We start from the raw sequence: 22696 nt of genomic DNA on the forward strand, positions 1-22696 counted from the left end.
TCTCGACCCGGCGTGGCGCACAGCGAACGTCACGGATGCGTGGCCTCGCGCGGGTCCTTCTGGCGAATCCCAGGCGCTTGGCGCAGCGCCGCCTCAAGCATGTCGATGAACCGGCGTGTCTTGATCGGCATCAGTCGGCGTCCGGGGAAGACCGCCCAAGCCGTTTGTCGCGGCAGTGTCCAGTCGGGGAGAACGCGCTGCAGCTGCCCCCGTGCGAGCGGCGCTGCCGCATAACACGCTGGGATCGCGGCGATCCCCGACTCAGCGATGGCGAGGGCGATCAGGATGTCAGGTGAATTAGCCGAGGCACGGCAGCCGTGCTGTCCGGTCCAGGTCCTACCGGCCGTACTCAAGTGCCACTGACTGCTCTCTCCACCACGGCTGAGCAGACACAGGAGGTGATGTCGCGACAACTCATCCGGGTGTTGCGGACGTCCGGCGCGCGTCAGATAACCAGGCGCCGCATAGAGCCCGATCTCGAACACCGCGAGGGGGCGTGCAACCAATAAGGCGTCGTCCTCGAGCACCCCGGTTCGCACGGCAAGATCGAACCCCTCGGCGAGCAGGTCGACCCTGCGAGGTGAGAGATCCAACTCAAGCCACACGCCCGGGTGGCGTGCAACGAATTCGCACAGCATGTTAGCGAGCAATTGCGTGGCGAAATCTCCGGGCATCGAGACGCGGAGTCGCCCGCTCGGTTCGGCCTGGCGTTGTTCCGCGAGGGCGCGCACGGCATCGACCTCTTCGCCGAGTTGGCGTGCATGCGCCAGGACGGATTCACCGAGTTCGGTCAAGGTCAGACGTCGCGTGGTGCGCAAGAGCAGACGCTCGCCGAGCCGTTCCTCAAGCTGACTGATGCGCCGCGAGAGGGTCGACTTGGGCAGATTCAGGCGTTCAGCGGCACCACGAAAGCTCCCGGAGTCAGCGACTTGAGCGAAAAACAAGAGGTCGTTAGGGTCGATGCGTTCCATGAGTGGAACACTATAATCCAAATTCGCGTTCTACTGGCGCTGAGTGGGCGGCACCATCTGATGGGCAAGCACCACCTGATGGGCAAGCACCACTCTCAACCCTGGAACCGAAACCATGCAGATCCTTCAGATCAACACCAGCGCGCGTGCCGCGGCATCACACTCGACCCGCCTCGCCGAGCGAATCGTCACGCGTCTGCGTGAACAGTACGCGGATGCCCGCGTGATTCAGCGCGACCTCGGGGCGCATCCCCATCCGATGATGGATGACGCGGCACTCGTGGCGCTCAGTACGCCCGCCGAGCAGCGCACGCCAGCACAGGCGGCTCGTGTTGCCCACGATGATGCCTTGATCGCGGAGGTGCAGGCGGCCGATATCCTCGTCTTGGGGGTGCCAATGTACAACTTCACCATTCCCGCGCAACTGAAGAACTGGATCGACGCGATCGCGCGTGCCGGTGTCACCTTTCGCTACACCGAACAGGGTCCGGTTGGATTGCTCAGCGGTCGCAAGGTCTATGTCGCGCTGGCTCGTGGTGGGCGCTATCGTGATTCGCCGGCCGACACGCAAGTTCCCTATCTCAAGACCCTGTTCGGCTTCCTAGGGATCACGGAGATCCACTTCTGCTATGCCGAAGGGCTGAATCTGGGCGAGGACTCATGCGCCCGCGGTCTCGCCGAGGCCGAGGCCGATCTCGCGGCGGCCTTCGCATGATCCGCTGGTCTCATGTCGAACCCGCACCCACTGCAATCGCATGGCAGGATGAGCGATGAGCAACATCAAGGCAAACACCGTCACCACCGCTGTCGAATCCCTCCGCCATTCGCGCCGAATCGAGCGCGTCATGGTGGGACAGGCCACCAGCGATGGTGCCGGGGTGAACCTGACCCGCGTGGTGTCCACACCATTGCAGCGGCGGCTCGATCCCTTCCTGATGCTCGACGCGTTTGGCAGTGACGATCCGGATGACTATCTTGCTGGGTTTCCCGACCATCCGCATCGCGGCTTCGAGACCGTGACCTACATGATCGCGGGGCGCATGCTGCATCGCGATAACGCCGGTCATGAAGGGTTGATTGAAACCGGCGGCGTGCAGTGGATGACCGCGGGACGGGGTCTGATCCACTCGGAGATCCCACAGCAGACCGACGGTCGCATGGAAGGCTTCCAACTCTGGCTGAATCTACCGGCACGGGAGAAGTTCATCGACCCCTGGTACCGCAACTACACAGCCGCCGAACTGCCGCGGTTCGTGACGGACGAAGGGGTCGCCGTGACCCTAATCGCGGGCACAAGCCATGGTGTCACCGGCGCGGTCACCCGCGAGGCCACGGCGCCCCTCTTTCTCGATCTCGAGTTGCCTGCCGGAGCGGGATTCGAACAGGCGCTGCCCGCGGACCACAACGCGTTTCTCTACTGTTATCGCGGCGCGGTGCGGGTTGCAGGGCAAGACGTTGCCGCGCAACAGCTGGGCATTCTGGAGAATCGCGCGCAGGCCGATGGGGTGGTGATCGAGGCACCGACGGTCGCGCGGGTGCTGCTGCTCGCTGGGCGCCCGCTACACGAGCCGATTCATCAATACGGTCCCTTCGTGATGAACAGCTTCGATGAGATTCGGGATGCCATCCGGGACTTCGGTCTCATGCGTTGAAGGCCCCTAGGGTGACGTCGGCCCGAGCGATCCGTGCCGACGTTCAGGTCCGGGCGGGTGTTTTGGCTCCAGCCCGATGGCGAATGTCGTCGTGCGCGCGCATCCCGCACGCATACGGACGGATCCGGCCGCGCCCCGCTCATGTTTCCACTACCCCTCCTCAGAACCCTTCGGTGGAGGTGAAGAGCCCGACGCGCAGATCCTTTGCGGTATAGATCGTCCGCCCGTCCACCTGGACGACACCGTCACCGATGCCGAGGACCAATTTGCGCGAGATCACCCGTTTCATGTCAATGTGATAGGTCACCTGGTGTGCGTTCGGCAGGACTTGACCGGTGAACTTGACTTCCCCGACACCCAGGGCGCGGCCGTGGCCCGGGTTGCCGATCCACGCCAGGTAGAAGCCGACGAGCTGCCAGAGGGCGTCCAAACCGAGACAGCCGGGCATCACGGGGTCTCCCGGGAAGTGACAGTGGAAGAACCAGAGTTCGGGTTTAATGTCCAGCTCGGCGAGGATCTCACCCTTGCCATTGGCCCCGCCAAAATTGGCGATCCTCAGGATCCGGTCCATCATCAGCATGTTGGGGATCGGTAATTGCGCATTTCCCGGGCCAAACATCTCGCCATGCCCGCAGGCGAGGAGTGCATTGCGATCGAATGAGGCTTCTTGATTCATGTCGTGTTGGTTCCTTGAGGCGGTTGCGTCCGGTGGGTGCCCCGACGAATCGTCGCGGTGATGGCTTCCGGGCGTGGATGAGGCGCGGCGGGTGCGAGCGCTGCTGGGTCCGGCGGCGCCCCTGGATGGGCACCGCCAAGACCATCTACGTCGAGCGGTGAACTGGGTCGGTGAAACAGCCTGTGTCTCGGCCAGGCGATCCCTCGATGCGCAAGATCAAGGGACTGCGCGGAGGCGCGCGACCAGCCAGCCGACGACCTCTTCGATGGGGATCAATTGCGTCTCGTTGTCGCCGCGCCCCTTGTATTCGACGTGGCCGGCGTCGAGCGCCCGGTCACCAACCACGATCCGATGGGGGATGCCGATCAACTCCATGTCGGCGAACATGACACCCGCACGGGCGTCTCGATCATCGAGCAACACCTCGATGCCCGCTGCGCTGAGATCGTCGTAGAGTTGCTCGGTGGCTTCGCGCACACGAAACGATTTTCCGAGCTTCATCGGGAGCAGGGCAACCTCGAAGGGCGCGATCGCCGTGGGCCAGCGGATGCCCTGTTCGTCGTGGTGCTGTTCAATCGCCGCCGCGACCACGCGCGAGACGCCAATGCCATAACAGCCCATCGTGAGCGTGGTCGCGCGTCCATCCTCGCCGAGCACCGTCGCCTTGAGTGCCTCGCTGTACTTGCAGCCGAGTTGGAAGATGTGTCCGACCTCGATCCCGCGGGCGATCCGTAGCCGGCCTGCGCCATCGGGACTCGGATCGCCGTCGCGCACAGTGCGCAGATCGGCCACCCGCGGCCGGGGCAGATCGCGCTCCCAATTCAGACCGAACCAGTGTTTGCCATCCTGATTGGCACCGGCGCTGAAGTCGCTTGTGACGGCGACGCTCGCATCAGCGATGCAGGGGATGGGCAGATCCTTCGGGCCGAGCGAACCGGGACCGGCGCCGATGGCCGCGCGGATCTCCTCCTCGGTGGCCATGCGCAATGGCGCGGCGACTTCGGGTAGCTTTTCGGCTTTCGTGAGATTGAGTTCGTGATCACCCCGCACCAACAGGGCGACCAATGCGCTGCCACTCTCGGGTGCGGCGGCCACGACCAGAGTCTTCACCGTGCGCTCGATCGGCTGCGCGAAGCCGTGCACCAGGTCATCGATGGTGCGCACCCCGGGGGTGTCGAGCAGACGCGCCGACTCCGTGGGCGAGGGTGCCTGAGCGGTCGCGGGGATGGCCTCGGCCAGCTCGACGTTGGCGGCGTAGTCACTGGCGTCGCAGAAGGCAATGGCGTCCTCGCCCGAGTCGGCGAGCACATGGAACTCATGCGAGGTGTTTCCGCCGATGCTACCGGTATCGGCCCGCACCGGCCGGAAGGCGAGACCGCAGCGAGTGAAGATGTGACTGTAGGCCTCGTGCATCCGCTGATAGGTCGCGGTGAGCGAGGCGGAGTCGAGATGGAAGGAGTAGGCGTCCTTCATCAGGAATTCGCGCGCGCGCATGACCCCGAAACGGGGGCGGATCTCATCGCGGAACTTGGTCTGGATCTGGTAGAAGATGACCGGCAATTGCTTGTAACTTTTCAACTCGGCGCGCGCGAGATCCGTGATGATCTCCTCGTGTGTCGGCCCGAAACAAAAATCGCGCTGATGGCGATCTCGCAGACGCAACAATTCCGGGCCGTAGTGCTCCCAACGTCCGGATTCCTGCCACAGTTCAGCAGGTTGCACCGCGGGCATCAAGACCTCGAGGGCACCGGCGCGGTCCATCTCCTCCCGCACGATGGCCTCGACTTTACGCAGGGTGCGCAGCCCCATTGGCAGCCAGGTGTAGAGCCCAGCGGCCAATTTGCGGATCATGCCGGCACGCAGCATCAGTCGGTGACTGACGATCTCCGCGTCGGCCGGGACCTCTTTGAGGGTCTGAATCGGAAACTGGGAAGTGCGCATGAGTTTGGCAGTCGACGACTGAAAGGGCTGAAGTGTATTGTTCAAGTCGAGGCGAGACAACTGCGTGATCGGGAGATGGACGCTCCAGGCGGGCTCGCTTGACTGGTGCCACGCGCGTGACGCTTCGCTTCGACCCGCCGCGAGGTGACCGCGCGGATGAGTCGTGAGCCCCCGGCATCCGATGTGCCGGAACCCTGTTTGAACGAGCCGAGCGCGACGATGACGAATCAATCAGCCGATCCGAGTCCACAGCCGACGCCGCCGCGGATCAACCGCAGAACGCAATGTCGCGTTGGGGCCCAGATCCCGATCGAGGTCCAGCTGCCGGGCGTAGATCATGCGATCACCGCCATGAATCAAGACATCTCCTGGGGCGGGGCGCAGTTCATCGCGGCCTTGCCCGTCTCCACGCTCCCGAAGCGGGTTCGGTTGGTGTTTCCCTGGCGTGCTCAGGAGAAGATCACGGTGATGGCCGAGATCGTCCGGGCGCAGCGTCTCGAGGGGGGGCGCTACCAGGTGGCGGTCCGCTTCGAGATGCTCTCGGCACGCAGTCAGGCGCGCCTCGAGAAGTTGCTCAGAATGCTGCGCGCCGCCACCCCGGACACGGACGATGACGCCGATTGCATGGTCCGCGAGCTCGAGCTCGCCATCGACGATGTGGGTTCGCTGCGTGACATTCTCGAACAAATCGCCACGGGGCATCTGATCGTGACCGTGTTCGACGCCTTCGCCGTCGGGCAGAGCATTCGGCTGTCCGTGCGGCGCACCGAGGATATGCCGGGACTGCGTCTGCGGGCGCGGGTACGCGAGGTCGAGACCCTCGCGATGCCGGCATTGGAGCGTGCGCAACTCTATCGCTTGAGTCTCTCGTTCGAACATCCCCCGGCGGCAATCAAGGAGTTCGTGGATACACTGATCGAGCAGCTCCCACCGGTTTGGGATGACGCGCAATCACAATTTGCCGATGCCCCCGATTGGCTGCGGGCGATTCATCTTGCGCGGGTGGTCGAGGCGGGCGTGCGGGTTGCCGACCCCGATGAGGTGTGTGTGCTGGAAGCACGGTTTCCGCGCGCGCTGAACGAGTTGCAGGTTGTCTGGGGTGATCCGGAGAGCTTCGATCTGCGATTTCGCGATCTCACCCTAGGGGATTCCGCTGAACCAGGCGGCTGGCCCGATGAGGCCTGGGATGAACTGGGCTTCCTCCAGGATGTTCACGATCTGGCCTACGGGCTTCCGCATGGGCGCGAGAGCCCCTTGCGGCCAACGCGGTGCCGGTGAACGGTCGGGCGCGTCCGAGCGTTCCGGGTGGCTATGGAAACCACTGGGTCGATCCCATCTCCTTCCCGTGAGGGGTCCGAACAGGGCCTAAACCGGGTGGATCCGAACCACTCGATCATCACGACCAGGTCACCAGTACGGTAAACGACGCGGCACGGCGCTCGGCGTCGCTTACTTGACCCCGGCGCGCGATCGAGGTACTTTCGGACCCTTTTCAACCTTATTCTGTTGTCCACTGTCTTTCGCTCCAGACCGCGTCCCAGCTCCGGGTTCGAGCACCGTGATCATCCGACACGGTGGATCGATTCGAAGTGCGTCAGTCGCGACGTCCGAGGCGGAGATGGTGGTCTCAATCGGAGGTCACCGAGGTGACAGTGACTGGCGCGCAAACAGAAACGGTCGCTCCAAGACGGCCAGACCGGCGGGGTGTCGAACTCAGTGGGGCTGAGATCGTCGTCCAGGCGCTCGTCGATGAGGGGGTGGAGTTCGTCTTCGGTTATCCCGGAGGGGCGGTGCTGCATATCTATGACGCACTCTTCAGGGAAGAAACCGTCAAACACATCCTCGTGCGGCACGAACAGGGCGCGACCCACGCGGCCGACGGCTACGCCCGGGCGACCGGCAAGTGTGGTGTCTGCCTGGTCACCTCGGGTCCCGGCGCGACCAATGCCGTCACGGGTATTGCCACCGCCTTCATGGACTCGATCCCGATGGTGATCCTGACCGGACAGGTTCCAACCCCGGTGATCGGCAGCGACGCCTTCCAAGAAGTCGATACCGTCGGCATCACCCGGCCCTGCGTCAAACACAATTTTCTGGTGAAGGACGTCCGCGACCTGGCGACGACCATTCGCAAGGCATTCTACATCGCCACCACCGGTCGCCCAGGGCCCGTGGTGGTCGATATCCCCAAGGATGTGACCGACCCCAATATCAAGATCCCCTATGACGAGCCGGGCGAGATCACCCTGCGCTCCTACCATCCCGTGATCAAGGGACACCCCGGGCAGATCCGGCGTGCGGTGGACTTGCTGCGGCAGGCGAAGCGACCGATCTTCTACACCGGTGGCGGGGTGGTGTTGGGAGATGCCTCGGAGCAACTGACCGAGTTGGTGCGAGCGACCGGATTTCCGATCACCAGTACCCTGATGGGGCTGGGCGCCTTTCCCATGACCGACCCCCAATTCATCGGGATGCTCGGCATGCATGGGACCTACGAGGCGAACATGGCCATGCACGAGACCGATGTCTTGATCGCGATCGGCGCGCGCTTCGATGATCGGGTGACAGGCAAGATCGAGCACTTCTGCCCGCATGCCCAGATCATCCATGTCGATGTTGATCCCTCGTCGATCTCCAAGACCGTCAAGGTCCATGTGCCGATCGTCGGGCAGGTCGGCAACGTCCTCGCCGAGATGCTGAAACTCTATCGCCAGCAGGTCCCCGCCGGGACCGGCACACCGCTGACCGACTGGTGGGCACAGATCGCCGAGTGGCGTGCCCGGGACTGTCTGGCCTATGACCGCAACAGTGCCGCGATCAAGCCCCAGTTCGCGGTCGAGACGCTCTATAAGGTGACCAGTGGAGATCTGTATCTGACCTCCGATGTCGGCCAGCATCAGATGTTCGCGGCGCAATTCTATCCGTTCGACAAACCGCGGCGCTGGATTAACTCGGGTGGCCTGGGCACCATGGGATTCGGTCTTCCGGCGGCGATGGGCGTGCAGCTGGCCTTTCCTGACGCCCAGGTGGCCTGCATCTCGGGCGAGGCGAGCATCCTCATGTGCATCCAGGAGCTTGCGACCTGTTTGCAATACGGACTGCCACTGAAGATCATCCTGCTGAACAATGGCTACATGGGCATGGTGCGGCAGTGGCAGGAATTCTTCTACGAAAGCCGGTATTCGCATTCCTACGTCGACGCCTTGCCCGATTTCGTCAAGCTCGCCGAGAGCTTCGGTCACGTCGGGATGCGGGTGGATCGACCCGCTGATCTCGAAGCCGCGATGAACGAGGCCTTCGCGATGCGTGATCGGCTTGTCTTCATGGACGTCATCGTGGATCCCACGGAGAATGTCTATCCGATGATCGCCGCGGGCAAGGGCCAGCACGAGATGCACCTGGCCCCGAGCCACGCGGATCGCGAGCTCGCTTGAGCCGGTTCCATTCGAAGGTATCGCAGAGACATGAGACATATCATCGCCGTGTTGCTTGAGAATGAGGCTGGCGCGCTCTCGCGGGTCGCGGGGCTCTTCTCGGCCCGGGGTTACAACATCGAATCCCTGACCGTCGCCCCCACGGATGACCCGACCCTATCGCGGATGACTCTGGTCACGACCGGTCACGACGACGTCGTCGAGCAGATCAAGAAACAATTGAACAAGTTGATCGACACCGTGAAGCTCCTCGATCTGTCCGAAGGGCCCCACATCGAGCGCGAAATGATGCTGATCAAGGTGCGCGCGGAACGGGCCGATCGAGAGGAACTGAAGCGCTTGACCGAGATCTTTCGGGCCAAGATCATTGATGTGACCGATACCAGTTACGTCATCGAATTGACCGGCGCTTCCAAAAAGCTCGATGCCTTCATCGATGCCGTACCAGAGGGACTCATCGTCGAGGTGGTGCGCTCGGGCCCGACGGGCATTGCCCGCGGCGAGAAAGGCCTCTCGGTCTGAAGGTTTCATCGCAAATCCGCGGGGCATCGGTCTAAAGCCGGCGCCCCGCGGTCTCCAACGGAGTCGCCTCGCACGGTTCCCGCCCGCGCCGATGCCCGCGCGGTGATGCCGTCCCCAGCGGGGACGCCGTCACAGGTCACCAGGTGCTTTGATGCCGAGCCCAGGTTGCGCCATGTTGCGCCATGTTGCGTCTGGTGCCGTTAGACGTGCGGTTCCCCTCCAATTTCTATCACTCGCAAGGATCCCTGTTCATGAGCATCAATGTGTATTACGACAAAGACGCCGATCTGTCCCTGATCAAGGGGAAAAAGGTCGCCATCATCGGTTATGGCTCGCAAGGACATGCCCATGCCAACAACTTGAAGGACTCAGGTGTGGCGGTCGTGGTGGGCTTGCGCCCTGGCTCCGCCTCCGCGACCAAGGCGGCCCATGCCGGGCTTGAGGTACGGGCGATCGATGAAGCCGTACAGGGCGCCGACGTGGTCATGATCCTAGCGCCCGACGAGCACCAAGCCGCACTCTATCGTGACCAGATCGCTCCCCATATCAAACAGGGCGCGGCCTTAGCCTTCGCGCACGGTTTCAATATCCATTTCGGTCAGATCACGCCGCGTGAGGATCTCGACGTCATCATGGTCGCGCCCAAGGGGCCGGGTCACCTGGTGCGTTCGACCTACACCCAGGGCGGGGGCGTGCCGAGCTTGATCGCGGTCCATCAGAATGCGACTGGTCACGCACGCGAGATTGCCATGGCCTACGCCTCGGCAAACGGCGGCGGGCGCGCGGGCATCATCGAAACCAATTTCCGTGAGGAGTGCGAGACCGATTTATTCGGCGAGCAGGTGGTGCTCTGTGGCGGTCTGACCTCCCTGATCAAAGCCGGTTTCGAAACCCTCGTGGAGGCCGGTTACGCCCCTGAGATGGCGTATTTCGAATGTCTGCACGAGGTCAAGCTGATTGTCGACCTAATCTATGAGGGGGGTATCGCCAACATGCGCTACTCCATCTCCAACACCGCCGAGTACGGTGATCTCACGCGGGGACCGCGCATCATCACCGATGAAACCAAGGCGGAGATGAAGCGCATCCTCGGCGAAATTCAGAGCGGTCACTTCGCCAAGGAGTTTATCCTCGAGAATCAAGCGGGCGCGCCCGCCATGAAGGCGATGCGCCGGCTCGGTGAGGAGCATCAGATCGAGGCCGTCGGCGAGCGGCTGCGTGACATGATGCCCTGGATCCGCGAGCGGAAACTGGTCGACAAGTCACGCAACTAGTGCTCTGCACGGGGAACGTCCGCCAGTGGGCGGACGTTCCCCCTCACCCTGGGACGGTCCCCCGATCGTCTTCATGTCGGCATCGGCATACCCTGCCCCAGGGTTCCTGGCTCTGGGCTGTTGGAACGTGTGGCATGACCTCCCCCCTCCTCACGCATCCAAATATCGCGTTGTGGTCGTCCGATCGCAATCCCCGCGGCACGCAGCCGGGAATCGATAGCGGTGATGAGTTCACCGCGGATCAGCATGCGATTCGAGAGTCCCGGCAGGAAAAAACGCACCATCAGATCCAACCCCCGCTCGCCGAACTCCGCGACGGTGATGACTGGTGCTGGGTCGGTCATGACTCGTGGGTCGTCATGGACTACCTCATGAAGGATGCGTAACGCCTGCTCGGTGTCGTTCCCATAGTCGATGCTCACAAGGATCTCGCCACGATTGGTCTGGTCGGAGAGGGTCCAGTTAACCACCTCCCCGGTGATCAACTGTTTGTTGGGCACCAGCAACTCGCGATGATCCCAGGTGCGAATGGTGGTGGCGCGCATCTCGATGCGTGTGACCACGCCGCTTTGCTCACCGATGGTGACAGTGTCACCGACCCGGACCGGTCGCTCGAACAGGATGATGAGACCGCTAATGAAGTTGGCCACGATTTCCTGCAAACCGAAGCCGATTCCCACGCCAAGTGCCGCGACCAACCATTGCACCTGTTGCCAGGTGAGCCCCAGTTGGCCGAAAACCAGCAGCATCGCGACCGCGATGGTGAGATAGCCGGTGAGGGCGATGATGGTGTAACGCCCTCCGGAACTGATGCGCGTGTTCTGTAATAGCAGGATCTCGAGCAGGGCCGGGAGGTGGCGCACCGCGATGACCGCCACGGCAATGATGACGACGATGCTCGCAAGGTCTGCCAGGGTGATCGGGCGTGTCACCGTGACCCCATCGACCGAGGCACTCGTGCTCCAGAGGGTCACCCGCTCCAGCACGTTCAACGCTGGCAGCATATCTGACCAAAGGATCCAGACAGCAACGGCCGCGCCCAGCGTGAGGAGGGCATTGAGAAGCTGGCGGGTCTGCCCGTCGAGTGCCACCAGATCGAGTGGCGCGTCGACGACATGCGGGGGCGTCGTGGTCTCGGGCGCCGGGTCCTGACCGCCAGGATCGCTCGCCGGGCGTTGTTGCGTGTCGCGCCGCAACCGGCTGGTGATGGCTTGTCTGAGAGCGAGCCGACGGCGGGTCACCAGGAGCCATCGGAGGATCGATTGGTGCAGGAGCACGAGGCCGAGCAGGAGCCAGAATTGCTCGAACCACAGATTGAAGAGCGTGCCGGCCGTGTATTGGAAACCCGCGAGCGTGAGCACCATCAGGCCAAGTGGGACCGCAATAGCGAGCGGGTACCAGAGATGGCGCAGTCGACTGGCCAGGCTGTCGGGTGCGCTGGCGAGCGCATCGCGCACCAAGCCGTGCCGCGGGTGTAGATGAAGCGCTAACAAAATCGCACTCATCAGCGTGACAGCGGTCAAGGCGAGGCGCCCAACCGTTGCCGCTTGAACCTCGCCGAGCGGATTCACGAGGAAGGCGAGAAAACCCAGGGGAACCAGGATCCAGATCGCCAAATTCAGCGCGCGACGGGTTTTGATCAGGGTGTTACGACGCCACTGGAAATGCTCCTCGGCGAGGCCACCATTCATGCAGACGAGCCGAAACGTCAGCAGATAGAAGAGCCCTGGTGCGACGCGTAGCAATGCATCCCCAACGGCATAGGGGAAGGGGGCCGAGGTTGCGGCACTGGTCAGTAGGAGCCCTAGGATGGCGAGCAGCAAGGGAATGGGAGCGGCCAGCAACAGGGTCAGCGCGATCGCCAAGAGGGTATAACCGAAGCGGTCGGTCCTGAGCGTGCGCAGTGGGATCGCTGTGCCGCGGATACGTCGGCGCAGGGTGCGATCGAAGCTCAGGAGTAGCACAGTGACCAGTAACCCGCTCCACCAGGTCCAGGCACCGGCCAAGCCGGTGCGCAAGACTTGGATCACGGCCAGCCAATTGGCAGGCCGCAGCACCTCGCCGATGACCTCAGGGAACGCACTGAAGCTTTGCTGCGTGATGGGGACATGGCTGCGGATCCAGAGCAGATGCTCGGCGAGAAAGACCTGATACTCGGCAGTGAGGGCTTGCAGCCTTTCCGCTGCGAGGTCGAGCTCGACCAAGGCGCGGAGCTGTCGTTCCTCTGCCGCGATGGCATGCTCCAACAGCTGCATTCGCGCGTCGCGTTGTGCGCTCCACTGGGTCTCGAGGATGGTGGCCTCGGCGGGCGTGAGCGAGCCCAGTTCATCCTCCAGGGCGCGTGCGGCGACCGCACTCTCCAAGCCCAGCAACTCTTCGCGCCAACCCAGCATCGCGAGGGTCGAATCAGCGGTTGCATTGGCCCGTTCCGCAGCCTCTTGACGTAAGAGGCGCAGATTCGGAAGTTGCTCACGTTGATCGAGGAGGACACGCCCCAGGGCTCGCGTCAAACCGGCCGCCAGGATGCGTTGTCGACTGGTATCGAAATCCTGTTCTAGGACCGCGAGCCGCTCGAGGGTTTCGACGCGTGCGCCCTCCAGCTCGGTGGTCTGTTCGTTGATCGCGTTGATGACCTCGGCCAGGGCGGTATTGTCCACTGCCAGTGACCGGATCAGGGGGTGGGCATCGGCGACGGCGACGGTTGCCGCTTCGGCCGCCAGTAAGACCCGTTCCGCTTCCAGCCGTCGCAGCCGCTCCGCCTCGCCCTGCAAGGATGTCAAGCGCAGGACGGCCTGGTCGAGGGTGAATTCAGCCTCTTCCTGCTGCACCATCGCCAGTTCACGACGTAGCTCGGCCCCGGCGAGGCGTTGCTCGAGGACCTGTACCCTGGCACTGAGGAGCGCACGCTGACTCGTCAATCTCCAGAGCCGCGCTTGGGCCTCCGGTCCCGTCGTGGCGGCGGCGCGTAAACCGCTGAGCTCATCATCCAGATCGCGGATGCGTTGTTGCAGTTCGGCCAGTTCGCGACGTTGCTGGGGGCGCGCGTTCGACTCCTCGTCGAGTCCCTGAGCCAAGGTCCTGACGCGTTCCTCTTGGGCCGCCACCGCGGCTTGCTCTTGATCCAGCAGCGGCAGGATCGTGCTCAGGTCAAGCACCTCCGGCCACTCGATCACGGGTGGTTGGGCCGTATCCAACGTGCTCAAGCGCGCGCGGATGGCGGCAATCTGGCCTGGCACTTCGCTCAAGGAGGCACGCAGATCGGTCCATTCAGCCCAGGCGCTGGCGCTGGCGGCAAGATCAGCGAGCACGCCGTCGTACTGCTCGACCAGACGTTCCCGCTGCTCATTGGAGAGGTCGGTCGCGATTTCGAGTGCCGCAATGGCGTCCAGGACGTCCTCACGACTGAGACTCGCTTCGGGAGGCGTTTCGAAATCGGCGCTCGACACCAGGAGCCAGAGCGCTAGCGAGAGACCGATGGCGAGGCCTAGCAGCGAAGGGATGGCTCGCACGACAGTATCCGTGCGTAAGGTCCAGGTCGCCCTTGGGCTGGGGACAGCCATCATGGGCAAGACCTCGAGCAAGACCTCGAGCGCGCGGGACCGCGATCAGGCAAGGTTCAAGCCTTGATGAAGGACATGAATTCGGCGCGGGTCCGCGGATCGTCCTGGAAGGTCCCGCGCATGGCGCTGGAGACCGTCGAGCTGCGCTGTTTTTGCACGCCACGCATCATCATGCAGGTGTGGCTCGCCTCCATCACCACGGCGACTCCGTGGGCCCCAAGATGCTCCATCAGTGCATCAGCGACTTGACTGGTCAAGCGCTCTTGCACCTGGAGACGGCGGGCGAAGACATCGACAACACGCGCGATCTTGCTGAGGCCGACGACCTTGCCTTGCGGCAGATAGCCCACGTGGGCATGGCCGAAGAAGGGCAACATGTGATGCTCGCACATCGAATAGAACTCGATGTCGCGCACGATCACCATCTCCCGCACGTCTTCCTCGAAGAGGGCCTTCTTGATGATCTCCTCGGCGGACAGCTCATAGCCGCTGGTGAGGAAGTCGATGGCTTTGGCCACGCGCAGCGGGGTCCGTTGCAACCCCTGGCGATTGGGATCCTCGCCGATCTCTTGCAGCATGCTCCTGACCAGGGACTCCTTGCGCTCATCGTAGACCTCGTCATCCGACTCGGCCTCGAAGCTCGTTGCATAATGGCTGTGCGCAAGGATGGTGCTGAGCTTGGATTGATCCGCCATGATGTCGCTCTAGGGTGATGATGTCGGGATTCGACCGGGATCGGGCTGGATGAGCGCCGATCGGCCGGGTCATCGGACATTATGGAGGCTTGCATCGGAATTGGAACCGCGGGCGGGTGAAACACATCTCGTCACTGGCGAGACCGCGGGAGTTTCGCTAACATGGATCGAGTGTCGATTCCGTATCAACCGATGAGCGCATTCCTTGCGCATCCTCTGCCGGCATGGTGCATCCTGACCATGCGTCCTGCTGTGTCTCCCCTCGAGACCTTCCCATAATCCGAATGGCTGCATGTGGCGCGGCGCGATGAGTGCGATCCGTGCCCGTCTAGACGTCCATATCGAGCTGGCGGAAGCCGCCAGCCCCCGACCAGGAGATTGAAGCATGTGTGGCTTGTGCGGTGAGATCCGTTTCGATGACAGACCGATTGATGTTGCGGCCCTCGCCGCCATGAGTGCCGTCATCGTCCCGCGTGGACCGGACGGCGATGGCATCTGGCAGCAGGGCCGGATCGGGCTGGCCCATCGGCGTCTCTCGATCATCGACCTCAGCACCCATGCCGCGCAGCCGATGGTGGACAGTGACTTGGGTCTGACCATCGCCTTCAACGGCTGTATTTATAACTATCAGTCCTTGCGCAACGAGCTCGAAGGTCGAGGCTATCGGTTTTTCTCGCACGGCGATACCGAGGTGGTGCTCAAGGCCTTTCATGCCTGGGGCGCTGATTGCGTCGAGCGCTTCCATGGCATGTTCGTCTTTGCCGTGGCCGAGCGCGAGACGGGACGCCTGACCCTGGTCCGTGACCGCCTCGGGATCAAACCGCTCTATTACGCCGAGATCGCCGGTGGCGTGCGCTTCGCCTCGACCCTGCCGGCGCTGCTCGCCGGCGGTGGCATTGCGACCGAGATCGACCCGGTGGCACTCCACTACTACATGCACTTTCACGCAGTGGTGCCGGCACCCCACACGATCCTCAGTGGCGTGCGCAAACTCCCACCCGCGACCATTCGCACGATCGAACCCGATGGTCGCCAGCATGACCGCTGTTACTGGGATCTGAACTTCGAACGCACGCCGGCGGAGACGGAGTTGAGCTTCGAGGACTGGCAGGAGCGAACCCTCGCGGCCTTGCGCACCGCCGTGGCACGCCGTCTCGTGGCTGACGTCGACGTCGGTGTGCTGCTGTCGGGGGGCTTGGATTCGAGTCTGATCGTGGCCCTCTTGGCCGAGCAGGGTCAACGTGGCATCAACACCTTCTCGGTCGGATTCGAAACGGTTGGCGCCGAGGTCGGTGACGAGTTCCAATACTCCGACATCATCGCCGAGACCTTCGGCACTCGGCACCACAAGATCCGCGTCGATTCGGCCACGCGCCTGTTGCCGGAACTGCCCAACTGCGTGCGCGCGATGGCCGAGCCGATGGTGAGCCATGACGTGATCGGCTTCTATCTCCTCTCGCAGGAGGTTGCCAAGCATGTGAAGGTCGTACAGAGCGGGCAGGGTGCCGATGAGGTCTTTGCCGGCTATCACTGGTACCCGCCGATGATCGGCAGCACCGACCCGGTGCGGGATTACGCTCAGGCCTTCTGCGATCGCACCGAGGCGGAGTATCGCCGCGTCGTCGATCCGCGGTTTCACGGCGCGGATGCCAGTCGTGACTTCATCGCGCGGCATTTCGCGCGCCCCGGCGCCACGGCCGCGGTCGACCAGGCGCTGCGCCTCGACCAGCAGATCATGCTGGTCGATGATCCGGTCAAGCGTGTTGATAACATGACGATGGCTTGGGGGCTTGAGGCTCGCGTGCCCTTCCTCGATCATGAATTGGTGGAACTGGCCGCGCGCATGCCGGATCGGTATAAGGTTTGCGATGAGGGGAAGGGCGTGCTCAAGGCGATTGGCCGGCGGCTGATCCCACCCGCCGTGATCGATCGTCCTAAGGGTTACTTCCCGGTGCCGGCCTTGAAATATCTCCGCGGGGAGGTGCTGGCACAGGTGCGCGAGCTGCTGCATGGCGAGCGTGCGCGCACCCGTGGCCTCTTTCAGCGCGCCTATGTCGATGAACTCCTCGCCGCGCCGGACGAGCACCTCACCCCCCTGCGCGGATCGAAGCTGTGGCAGGTCGCCTTGCTGGAGATGTGGCTGCAAGAGCACGGGGTCTGATGCCATGAGTCGCGATCAGATGCGCCATCGTCTCGAACGCAGCCGGGCCCCCTCGTTGAACAACTGGGATCGTCGCGCACGCCCGGACCAGCCGTTCGGAGAGGCCGCGATCGTTGATTGCGGCTGGGGTCGGCTGCTGTTCGGGCAGACCTTTACCGATCCTCAGGCGATCGCCGAGGCCTTGCAGGAGGAGCGGCACGGTGCGCGTGATGTCGCGCTCTACCTGAGCGATCCGCACGTGGTGCTCTCCTATGCCCCGCAAGATCTCTTCCTCGATCCGTCCCACACCTTCCGGCTGTGGCTGGAACGCTATCATTGCGCGCCACGACGACCGAAGGGCTTCTACGTGCGCCTCGCACACAGCCGCCAGGACGCCGAGGCGATCCATCGGCTCTATGTGACACGTCGCATGGTCCCGCCGAGCGCGGATTTCATCTGGGCGCATCGTACCTCGAAGGTCTTGACCTATTGGATCGCCGAGGACGAGCAGGATGGACGCATCATCGGCGCGGTGAATGGGGTCGACCATGTCGCCGCCTTCGATGATCCCGAGAACGGCGCGAGTCTGTGGGCGTTGGCCGTGGATGCCCAAGCCCCCTATCCGGGGATTGGAGATGCGCTGGTGCGCCAGGTCATCGAGTATTATCAGGCACGCGGGCGGGGGTTTCTCGATCTCTCGGTCATTCATGACAACAACCGCGCCATTAAACTCTATCGTAAGCTCGGCTTCGAGCGTATCCCGGCATTCGCCCTGAAGAATAAAAACGCCTATAACGAACCCCTGTTCATGGGACAGCAACCGGAATCGGGCCTCAACCCGTACGCCACCATCATCATCAACGAGGCGCGCCGGCGCGGGATCGGGGTCGAGGTGTTGGACGCCGAGGCCGGTTATTTTGCACTGGTGCTCGGTGGGCGGCGGATCGTCTGCCGCGAGAGCCTGAGCGAACTCACCAGCGCGGTGGCCATGAGCCGCTGTGATGACAAGGCGGTGACGCATCGGTTGCTGCGTCGCGCCGGACTCCGGGTTCCAGCGCAGACGCGCTACGAGGCACTTGATCAGGCCGAGGCCTTTCTCTCGAAAGTGGGCCGCGTGGTCGTGAAACCGGCGCGCGGTGAGCAAGGGGCTGGCATCAGTGTCGACGTGCGTGATCCCGACACACTCGAGCGGGCGATTGCCACGGCCCGGCGCGTCTGTGACCAGGTGATCCTCGAGGAATTCGTCGCCGGCGACGACCTGCGGATCCTGGTGATCGCCGATCGCGTGGTGGCCGCGGCGATCCGGCGGCCAGCGCAGATCATCGGCACCGGCCAGCACCAGATTCGCGAACTCATTCAGGCGCAGAGCCGGCGGCGCCGGGCGGCGACCGGCGGCGAGAGTGCCATCCCGATGGATGAGGAAACCCGTCGTTGCGTGATCGGCAGTGGCTACGAGATGCAGAGTGTATTGCCAGCGGGCACGGTGTTACAGGTCCGCAAAACCGCGAACCTCCACACTGGCGGAACCATCCATGACGTGACCGCGCAACTGCACCCGGAGCTCGCGGCCGCGGCGGTCACGGCCGCGCGCGCCTTGGCGATTCCGGTGACGGGTCTCGACTTCCTTGTACCGTCGGTGCAAGGCCCCGACTATGTCATCATCGAGGCGAATGAACGCCCTGGTTTGGCCAATCACGAACCCCAGCCAACCGCGCAACGCTTCGTCGACCTGCTGTTTCCCCAGACTGCCGCGCGGGAGTAGACACACCTTGAAGTTGCCAACGATCAATACCGCCTATCTGGCCCGAACCCTGCTCAAGTTGCTGCACACACCCAGCCCATCCGGCTACACCGACCGGGTGGTGCATCTGGTGTGCGAGGAATTGGAGCGCTTGGAGGTTCCCTTCGAGCTGACGCGACGCGGCGCCATTCGCGCGACCCTCACGGGGGAAGTGTCGCAGCCAGATCGGGCGATCGTGGCACACGTTGACACGCTCGGTGCCATGGTGAAGGCGCTCAAGGACAATGGCCGGTTGCAACTGGTCCCGGTCGGACACTGGAACGCACGCTTCGCCGAGGGTGCACGGGGTACGCTCTTCACCGACACGGGCCAATGTCGTGGGACCATTCTCCCGCTGAAGGCCTCGGGGCACACCTTCGCCCCCGAGATCGACAATCAGCCCGGGGGTTGGGATTACGTGGAGTTTCGCATCGATGCGAAGGTTCAGACGATCCCGGACCTTTTGCGCTTCGGTGTGCATGTCGGAGATTTCATCGCGATCGACAGTGCACCGGAGATCACCGATACGGGCTTCATCAACGCGCGACATCTCGACGACAAGGCAGGCACCGCGGTGCTGCTGGCGGCGATGGAGGCCGTGCGGCGCGAGGGTCTGGCGCTACCGGTCGACTGCCATCCGCTCTTCACCATCTCCGAGGAGGTCGGCTTTGGCGCCTCGGCGGCCTTGCAGCAAGATGTCGCCGAGATGCTGACGATCGACAATGGGACGACCGCGCCCGGGCAGAACTCCAGTGAGTTCGGTGTGACCATCGCCATGGCCGACGAGGTCGGACCCTTCGATTATCACCTGACCCACCGGATGATCCAGCTCTGCCAAGAGTTCGCCATCCCACACCAGCGCGATGTCTTCAAGTATTACCGCTCCGACAGCGCGGCGGCCTTGACCGCCGGCAATGATGTGCGCACCGCGCTCATTACCTTTGGGATCGATGCCTCGCACGGTTATGAGCGGATTCACTTTGATGCACTCGAGTCGCTGGCGCAGTTGGTGAGCGTCTATATGCAGGCGCCGCCGCTGTTCAGCCGCGACCGCTTCGAGATGGGTCCGCGTGCGGGCTTCCCGATCCAACCCGGTTGAGATGGTGCCCCGGGTGTCTGCCCGTTCCCGTAGGTGTCCATAGGGGCCTGATCGTGCTGGAAGCCTTGACCCTGATCCTGGTCTGTCAGCTCATCGGCGAGACGCTGGTTTTGCTCACCGGTTTGCCGATCCCCGGGCCGGTGCTCGGAATGTTGCTGCTGCTGGTCTGGCTGTTTCTGCGCGGTGGGATCTCCGAGTCACTCGGGCGCACCGCCGACAGTCTGCTCGCGCATTTCTCGCTCTTGTTCGTGCCGGCCGGGGTCGGGGTGATGTTGCACTGGGAGCGGATCCAAGGGCAGTGGCTCGCGCTCGCCGTAGCCCTGGTGCTGGGGACCTTGATCACGCTCGCGGTCACGGCCCTGACGATGGTGGGCGTGCAGGGTGCCATCAAGATCCTGCGTGGCCGGGGTGGTCCTCATGAGTGAGGTGGGCCTCAACGACATTTGGGTCTATCTCGCGGCATCTCCGCTGCTGTGGCTGGCGATGACCTTGATCTGTTATCTGGTGGCTGACCGACTCTATCGCCTTGGTGGGGGTAACCCCCTGCTCAACCCGGTGGCGATTGCGGTCGGGTTGCTGATCCTGATCCTGGTGATCACGGACACGCCCTATGGCGTCTACTTCGACGGGGCGCAGTTCGTGCATTTTCTCCTCGGCCCCGCGACGGTCTCGCTCGCGATCCCTCTCTACCGTCAGCGTGCCCGCCTGGCGGCGCTCGCAGTGCCGATTGGTCTGGCCTTGTTCGCTGGGGTACTGACCGCGAGCGTCAGCGCCGTGGCACTCGCGGCCTGGTTGGGCGCGGACATCGCAACCCAGATTTCGCTCGCGCCAAAGTCGGTAACAGCCCCCGTGGCCATGGGTATCTCGGAAAAACTCGGGGGCATCCCCTCGCTCACGGCGGTCCTAGTGGTGACGACCGGGATCGTGGGTGCGGTCTTTGGCACGACCCTCTTACGACTGCTGCGCATCCGTGATGATGCGGTCAAGGGCGTGGCCATGGGCGTGAGTGCGCACGGGATTGGAACGGCACGCGCCTTCCAGGTCAGCCAGACCATGGGGGCCTTCTCGGGGCTCGCGATGGCCTTGTCTGCATTCCTCACCGCGGCGCTCTTGCCAACGATTTTGAGTTGGCTGGGATTGATCGGCACTTGAGTCGGTCACCGCGCCCGCGCACCGGGGCAGTGATTGGAAGCGTGCGTCACACCCCTTGGTGCACGCACCGCGTCGGCAGCCGGGGCCTGGCGCTGCGGATATCCGGCAGCGCGTCCTTGCCCCGCGCGCCAGCCCCATCAACAGGTTCGATCTAGTCCGTTTTCTCGAGTGTATCCATCTTCATCAGGGTGTAGGCCGGGCACGAGCGGACATAGGCGGTCCCCAGCAGGATGAGTCCGATGATGCCGAGCCAGCTCTGGGCGACAACCGCCCACAGCAGAATGACCACGCCCGCGATCAGACGGATCTTCCGATCCTGTTCACCCATGTTCTTGGTCAATTCCATCTGGGTCACCTCTTGGCAGTGAGTTTGAAATCGACTCGATTCGATGTGACGCTGGGCGGACAGGTCCGCCATCGAGTCGCCATCCGCGTGATCGGGTCACGCGTCTATAACCATACCCTGAATAGGTTTTTGAGGAAATCCCCATTCGCACCGCGCGCGCGTATCGGGGCGGCACGATCGCGCGGCCTAAGCGCGAAGGATCCGCGTCCGTGACATCTCGGACGCGGACGGTCTCACTGTGGTTCCGGTGAGGGTCTTGTCCTGCTGCTCCCAGACAAGACAACGGTGATGAGGACGGAGACACCCAGGTGGTATTGGGTGTCGAGCGCCTGGACGCCGGCGCCGTGGCAATCGATCAGCATTCCAGTTCCGCGACCCGTGCTCCAGGAGGCGTGCGATCCATCCTGGCGATCCGATCAGAGTACCGGGCGCGATAGAGCAGACGAGGTTTTGGGCCATCGTTGAAACCACTTCGTGTGTGCAGCACGTTGTTCGAGATCAGGCCCCAGCCGGCCTCGAGACGGGCTTCGAGATGCCAGGGGGAAGGCGTGCGCAGCACCTCCTTCAAACAGGCCACGGCCGCGGTGGTCGCGGGATCGTCCCGCCACTGAATATTGCGGGCGCGATCCGTGTAGCGCATGTGGAGATGGCCCGCAGCGGTGACGCTGAAGACAGGCCCGCTGCGGGCCGGACGCTGTTGTACGCCATCGCGATGATGCGCTGGAATGCACAGGCAGTGCGGATGCATGAGGGCCGCGATATGGTCGGGATGCTGGTCGCGCACCAGGAGATAGGCGATCTCATGATCGAGCAGGGCGTTGGCGCCACCCTGCGCGGCGGGTCGCACACAGTGCAGCAAAAGCCCCTGGATCTGCCGGTTCCGCGCGTTGTAATAGCCATCGGTATGCCAGGCGATCGGGCGATTCGTATAGGGGATGAAGTCGCGGTGTGCCGCATCGGTCTGAACGGTCAACGCGGTCACGGCGTCGTCGTCGGCGCCAGGATTGTGATCGAGCTGGTACAGGCCGAATTGCGCACCCAGAGCCAGTGGGATGGCCTTGTCCGGATCCGTGCCGGTGGTCCCGACATAGATCGCCATATTCGCGCGGTCACAGCGTTGTTGGATGGCTGCGTGTTCGGCCGCGCTGAGCCGGCGCGGATCGCCGACCTCGACGATGAGATCCGCCACCGCGGTTGGTGCCTGGGCGAGCTTGCGGGCGCGCCAGGCCTGATAGGCCCGCTCGTCAGTGAGGTCGAAGGGGTGTGACATCGAGGTCTCCAGATCGGATCGCGGATCGTGACCCTAGTCATTTTGTGGGATTGAGACATTGATCCCTGTCATATCGGCGTGGGGTAAACTGCCGTGGCATGATCATCTGGTCCGCGTGCGCCCACGCTGAGCGCAGCGCGCCGCGCCCGGTCCGTTCGGGGTGCGGCCCCGCGACCGCTGCGTC

At 63.4% G+C, this 22696-nt stretch carries 18 protein-coding genes; 11 read left to right on the forward strand and 7 right to left on the reverse strand.

The genetic code is table 11. From position 1 onward, the window contains the following. Positions 1-29: 29 nt before the first annotated feature. Positions 30-971, reverse strand: a complete 942-nt coding sequence (locus CKO25_RS12155; RefSeq protein WP_200388201.1) for a LysR family transcriptional regulator — start codon at positions 969-971, stop codon at positions 30-32. Positions 972-1086: 115 nt separating this feature from the next. Between CKO25_RS12155 and CKO25_RS12160 the strand changes: the two genes are divergently transcribed. Beyond that, on the forward strand, positions 1087-1686 hold the full coding sequence (locus tag CKO25_RS12160; RefSeq protein ID WP_200388203.1) for an FMN-dependent NADH-azoreductase: 600 nt from the start codon (positions 1087-1089) through the stop codon (positions 1684-1686). 55 nt (positions 1687-1741) lie between these two features. Beyond that, the gene (locus CKO25_RS12165) at positions 1742-2623 is read left to right on the forward strand and encodes a pirin family protein (RefSeq protein WP_200388204.1); all 882 of its coding nucleotides are present in this window, start codon (positions 1742-1744) and stop codon (positions 2621-2623) included. 160 nt (positions 2624-2783) lie between these two features. Here the strand turns inward: CKO25_RS12165 and fabA are convergent, their stop codons facing one another. Then, the gene (gene fabA, locus CKO25_RS12170) at positions 2784-3299 is read right to left on the reverse strand and encodes a 3-hydroxyacyl-[acyl-carrier-protein] dehydratase FabA (RefSeq protein ID WP_200388205.1); all 516 of its coding nucleotides are present in this window, start codon (positions 3297-3299) and stop codon (positions 2784-2786) included. 216 nt (positions 3300-3515) lie between these two features. Then, on the reverse strand, positions 3516-5240 hold the full coding sequence (locus CKO25_RS12175; RefSeq protein WP_200388206.1) for a proline--tRNA ligase: 1725 nt from the start codon (positions 5238-5240) through the stop codon (positions 3516-3518). A 219-nt stretch (positions 5241-5459) separates the two neighbouring features. Between CKO25_RS12175 and CKO25_RS12180 the strand changes: the two genes are divergently transcribed. The 4 genes from CKO25_RS12180 (at position 5460) to ilvC (ending at position 10470) form a co-directional block, all read left to right on the forward strand. Then, positions 5460-6518, forward strand: coding sequence for a PilZ domain-containing protein (locus CKO25_RS12180; RefSeq protein ID WP_200388207.1), 1059 nt, complete (start codon positions 5460-5462; stop codon positions 6516-6518). 374 nt (positions 6519-6892) lie between these two features. After that, the gene (locus CKO25_RS12185; RefSeq protein ID WP_200388289.1) at positions 6893-8674 is read left to right on the forward strand and encodes an acetolactate synthase 3 large subunit; all 1782 of its coding nucleotides are present in this window, start codon (positions 6893-6895) and stop codon (positions 8672-8674) included. A gap of 30 nt (positions 8675-8704) precedes the next feature. After that, positions 8705-9196 (forward strand): acetolactate synthase small subunit, encoded by a 492-nt coding sequence (gene ilvN, locus CKO25_RS12190; protein ID WP_200388208.1) that lies wholly within the window; start codon positions 8705-8707, stop codon positions 9194-9196. 257 nt (positions 9197-9453) lie between these two features. Beyond that, the gene (ilvC, locus tag CKO25_RS12195; protein WP_200388290.1) at positions 9454-10470 is read left to right on the forward strand and encodes a ketol-acid reductoisomerase; all 1017 of its coding nucleotides are present in this window, start codon (positions 9454-9456) and stop codon (positions 10468-10470) included. Between the two features lie 71 nt (positions 10471-10541). Here ilvC and CKO25_RS12200 read toward each other — a convergent pair whose 3' ends face one another. Together CKO25_RS12200 and folE are read right to left on the reverse strand one after the other, a co-directional pair. Beyond that, positions 10542-14033, reverse strand: coding sequence for a mechanosensitive ion channel domain-containing protein (locus CKO25_RS12200; protein ID WP_200388209.1), 3492 nt, complete (start codon positions 14031-14033; stop codon positions 10542-10544). 53 nt (positions 14034-14086) lie between these two features. Continuing rightward, positions 14087-14725, reverse strand: a complete 639-nt coding sequence (folE, locus tag CKO25_RS12205) for a GTP cyclohydrolase I FolE (RefSeq protein WP_200388210.1) — start codon at positions 14723-14725, stop codon at positions 14087-14089. A gap of 385 nt (positions 14726-15110) precedes the next feature. On the opposite strand from folE, the gene CKO25_RS12210 reads away from it, so the two are divergent. The 5 genes from CKO25_RS12210 to CKO25_RS12230 are packed head-to-tail and all read left to right on the forward strand — an operon-like array spanning position 15111 to position 20896. Then, on the forward strand, positions 15111-16886 hold the full coding sequence (locus tag CKO25_RS12210) for an N-acetylglutaminylglutamine amidotransferase (protein ID WP_200388211.1): 1776 nt from the start codon (positions 15111-15113) through the stop codon (positions 16884-16886). 4 nt (positions 16887-16890) lie between these two features. Then, positions 16891-18627, forward strand: coding sequence for an N-acetylglutaminylglutamine synthetase (gene ngg, locus CKO25_RS12215; protein WP_242467587.1), 1737 nt, complete (start codon positions 16891-16893; stop codon positions 18625-18627). Between the two features lie 7 nt (positions 18628-18634). Then, positions 18635-19744 (forward strand): osmoprotectant NAGGN system M42 family peptidase, encoded by a 1110-nt coding sequence (locus CKO25_RS12220; protein ID WP_200388212.1) that lies wholly within the window; start codon positions 18635-18637, stop codon positions 19742-19744. Positions 19745-19797: 53 nt separating this feature from the next. After that, entirely contained in the window at positions 19798-20169 is a 372-nt protein-coding gene (locus CKO25_RS12225) for a CidA/LrgA family protein (RefSeq protein ID WP_200388213.1), read from the forward strand. Then, entirely contained in the window at positions 20162-20896 is a 735-nt protein-coding gene (locus tag CKO25_RS12230) for an LrgB family protein (protein ID WP_200388214.1), read from the forward strand. The genes CKO25_RS12225 and CKO25_RS12230 overlap by 8 nt, the downstream gene beginning before the upstream one ends. Positions 20897-21047: 151 nt before the next feature. Here the strand turns inward: CKO25_RS12230 and CKO25_RS12235 are convergent, their stop codons facing one another. Further along, entirely contained in the window at positions 21048-21242 is a 195-nt protein-coding gene (locus CKO25_RS12235; RefSeq protein WP_200388216.1) for a YgaP family membrane protein, read from the reverse strand. Between the two features lie 355 nt (positions 21243-21597). Beyond that, entirely contained in the window at positions 21598-22512 is a 915-nt protein-coding gene (locus tag CKO25_RS12240; protein WP_200388217.1) for a TauD/TfdA family dioxygenase, read from the reverse strand. Positions 22513-22696: the final 184 nt, after the last annotated feature.

Source organism: Thiocapsa imhoffii, assembly GCF_016583985.1.
Taxonomy (GTDB): Bacteria; Pseudomonadota; Gammaproteobacteria; order Chromatiales; family Chromatiaceae; genus Thiocapsa; species Thiocapsa imhoffii.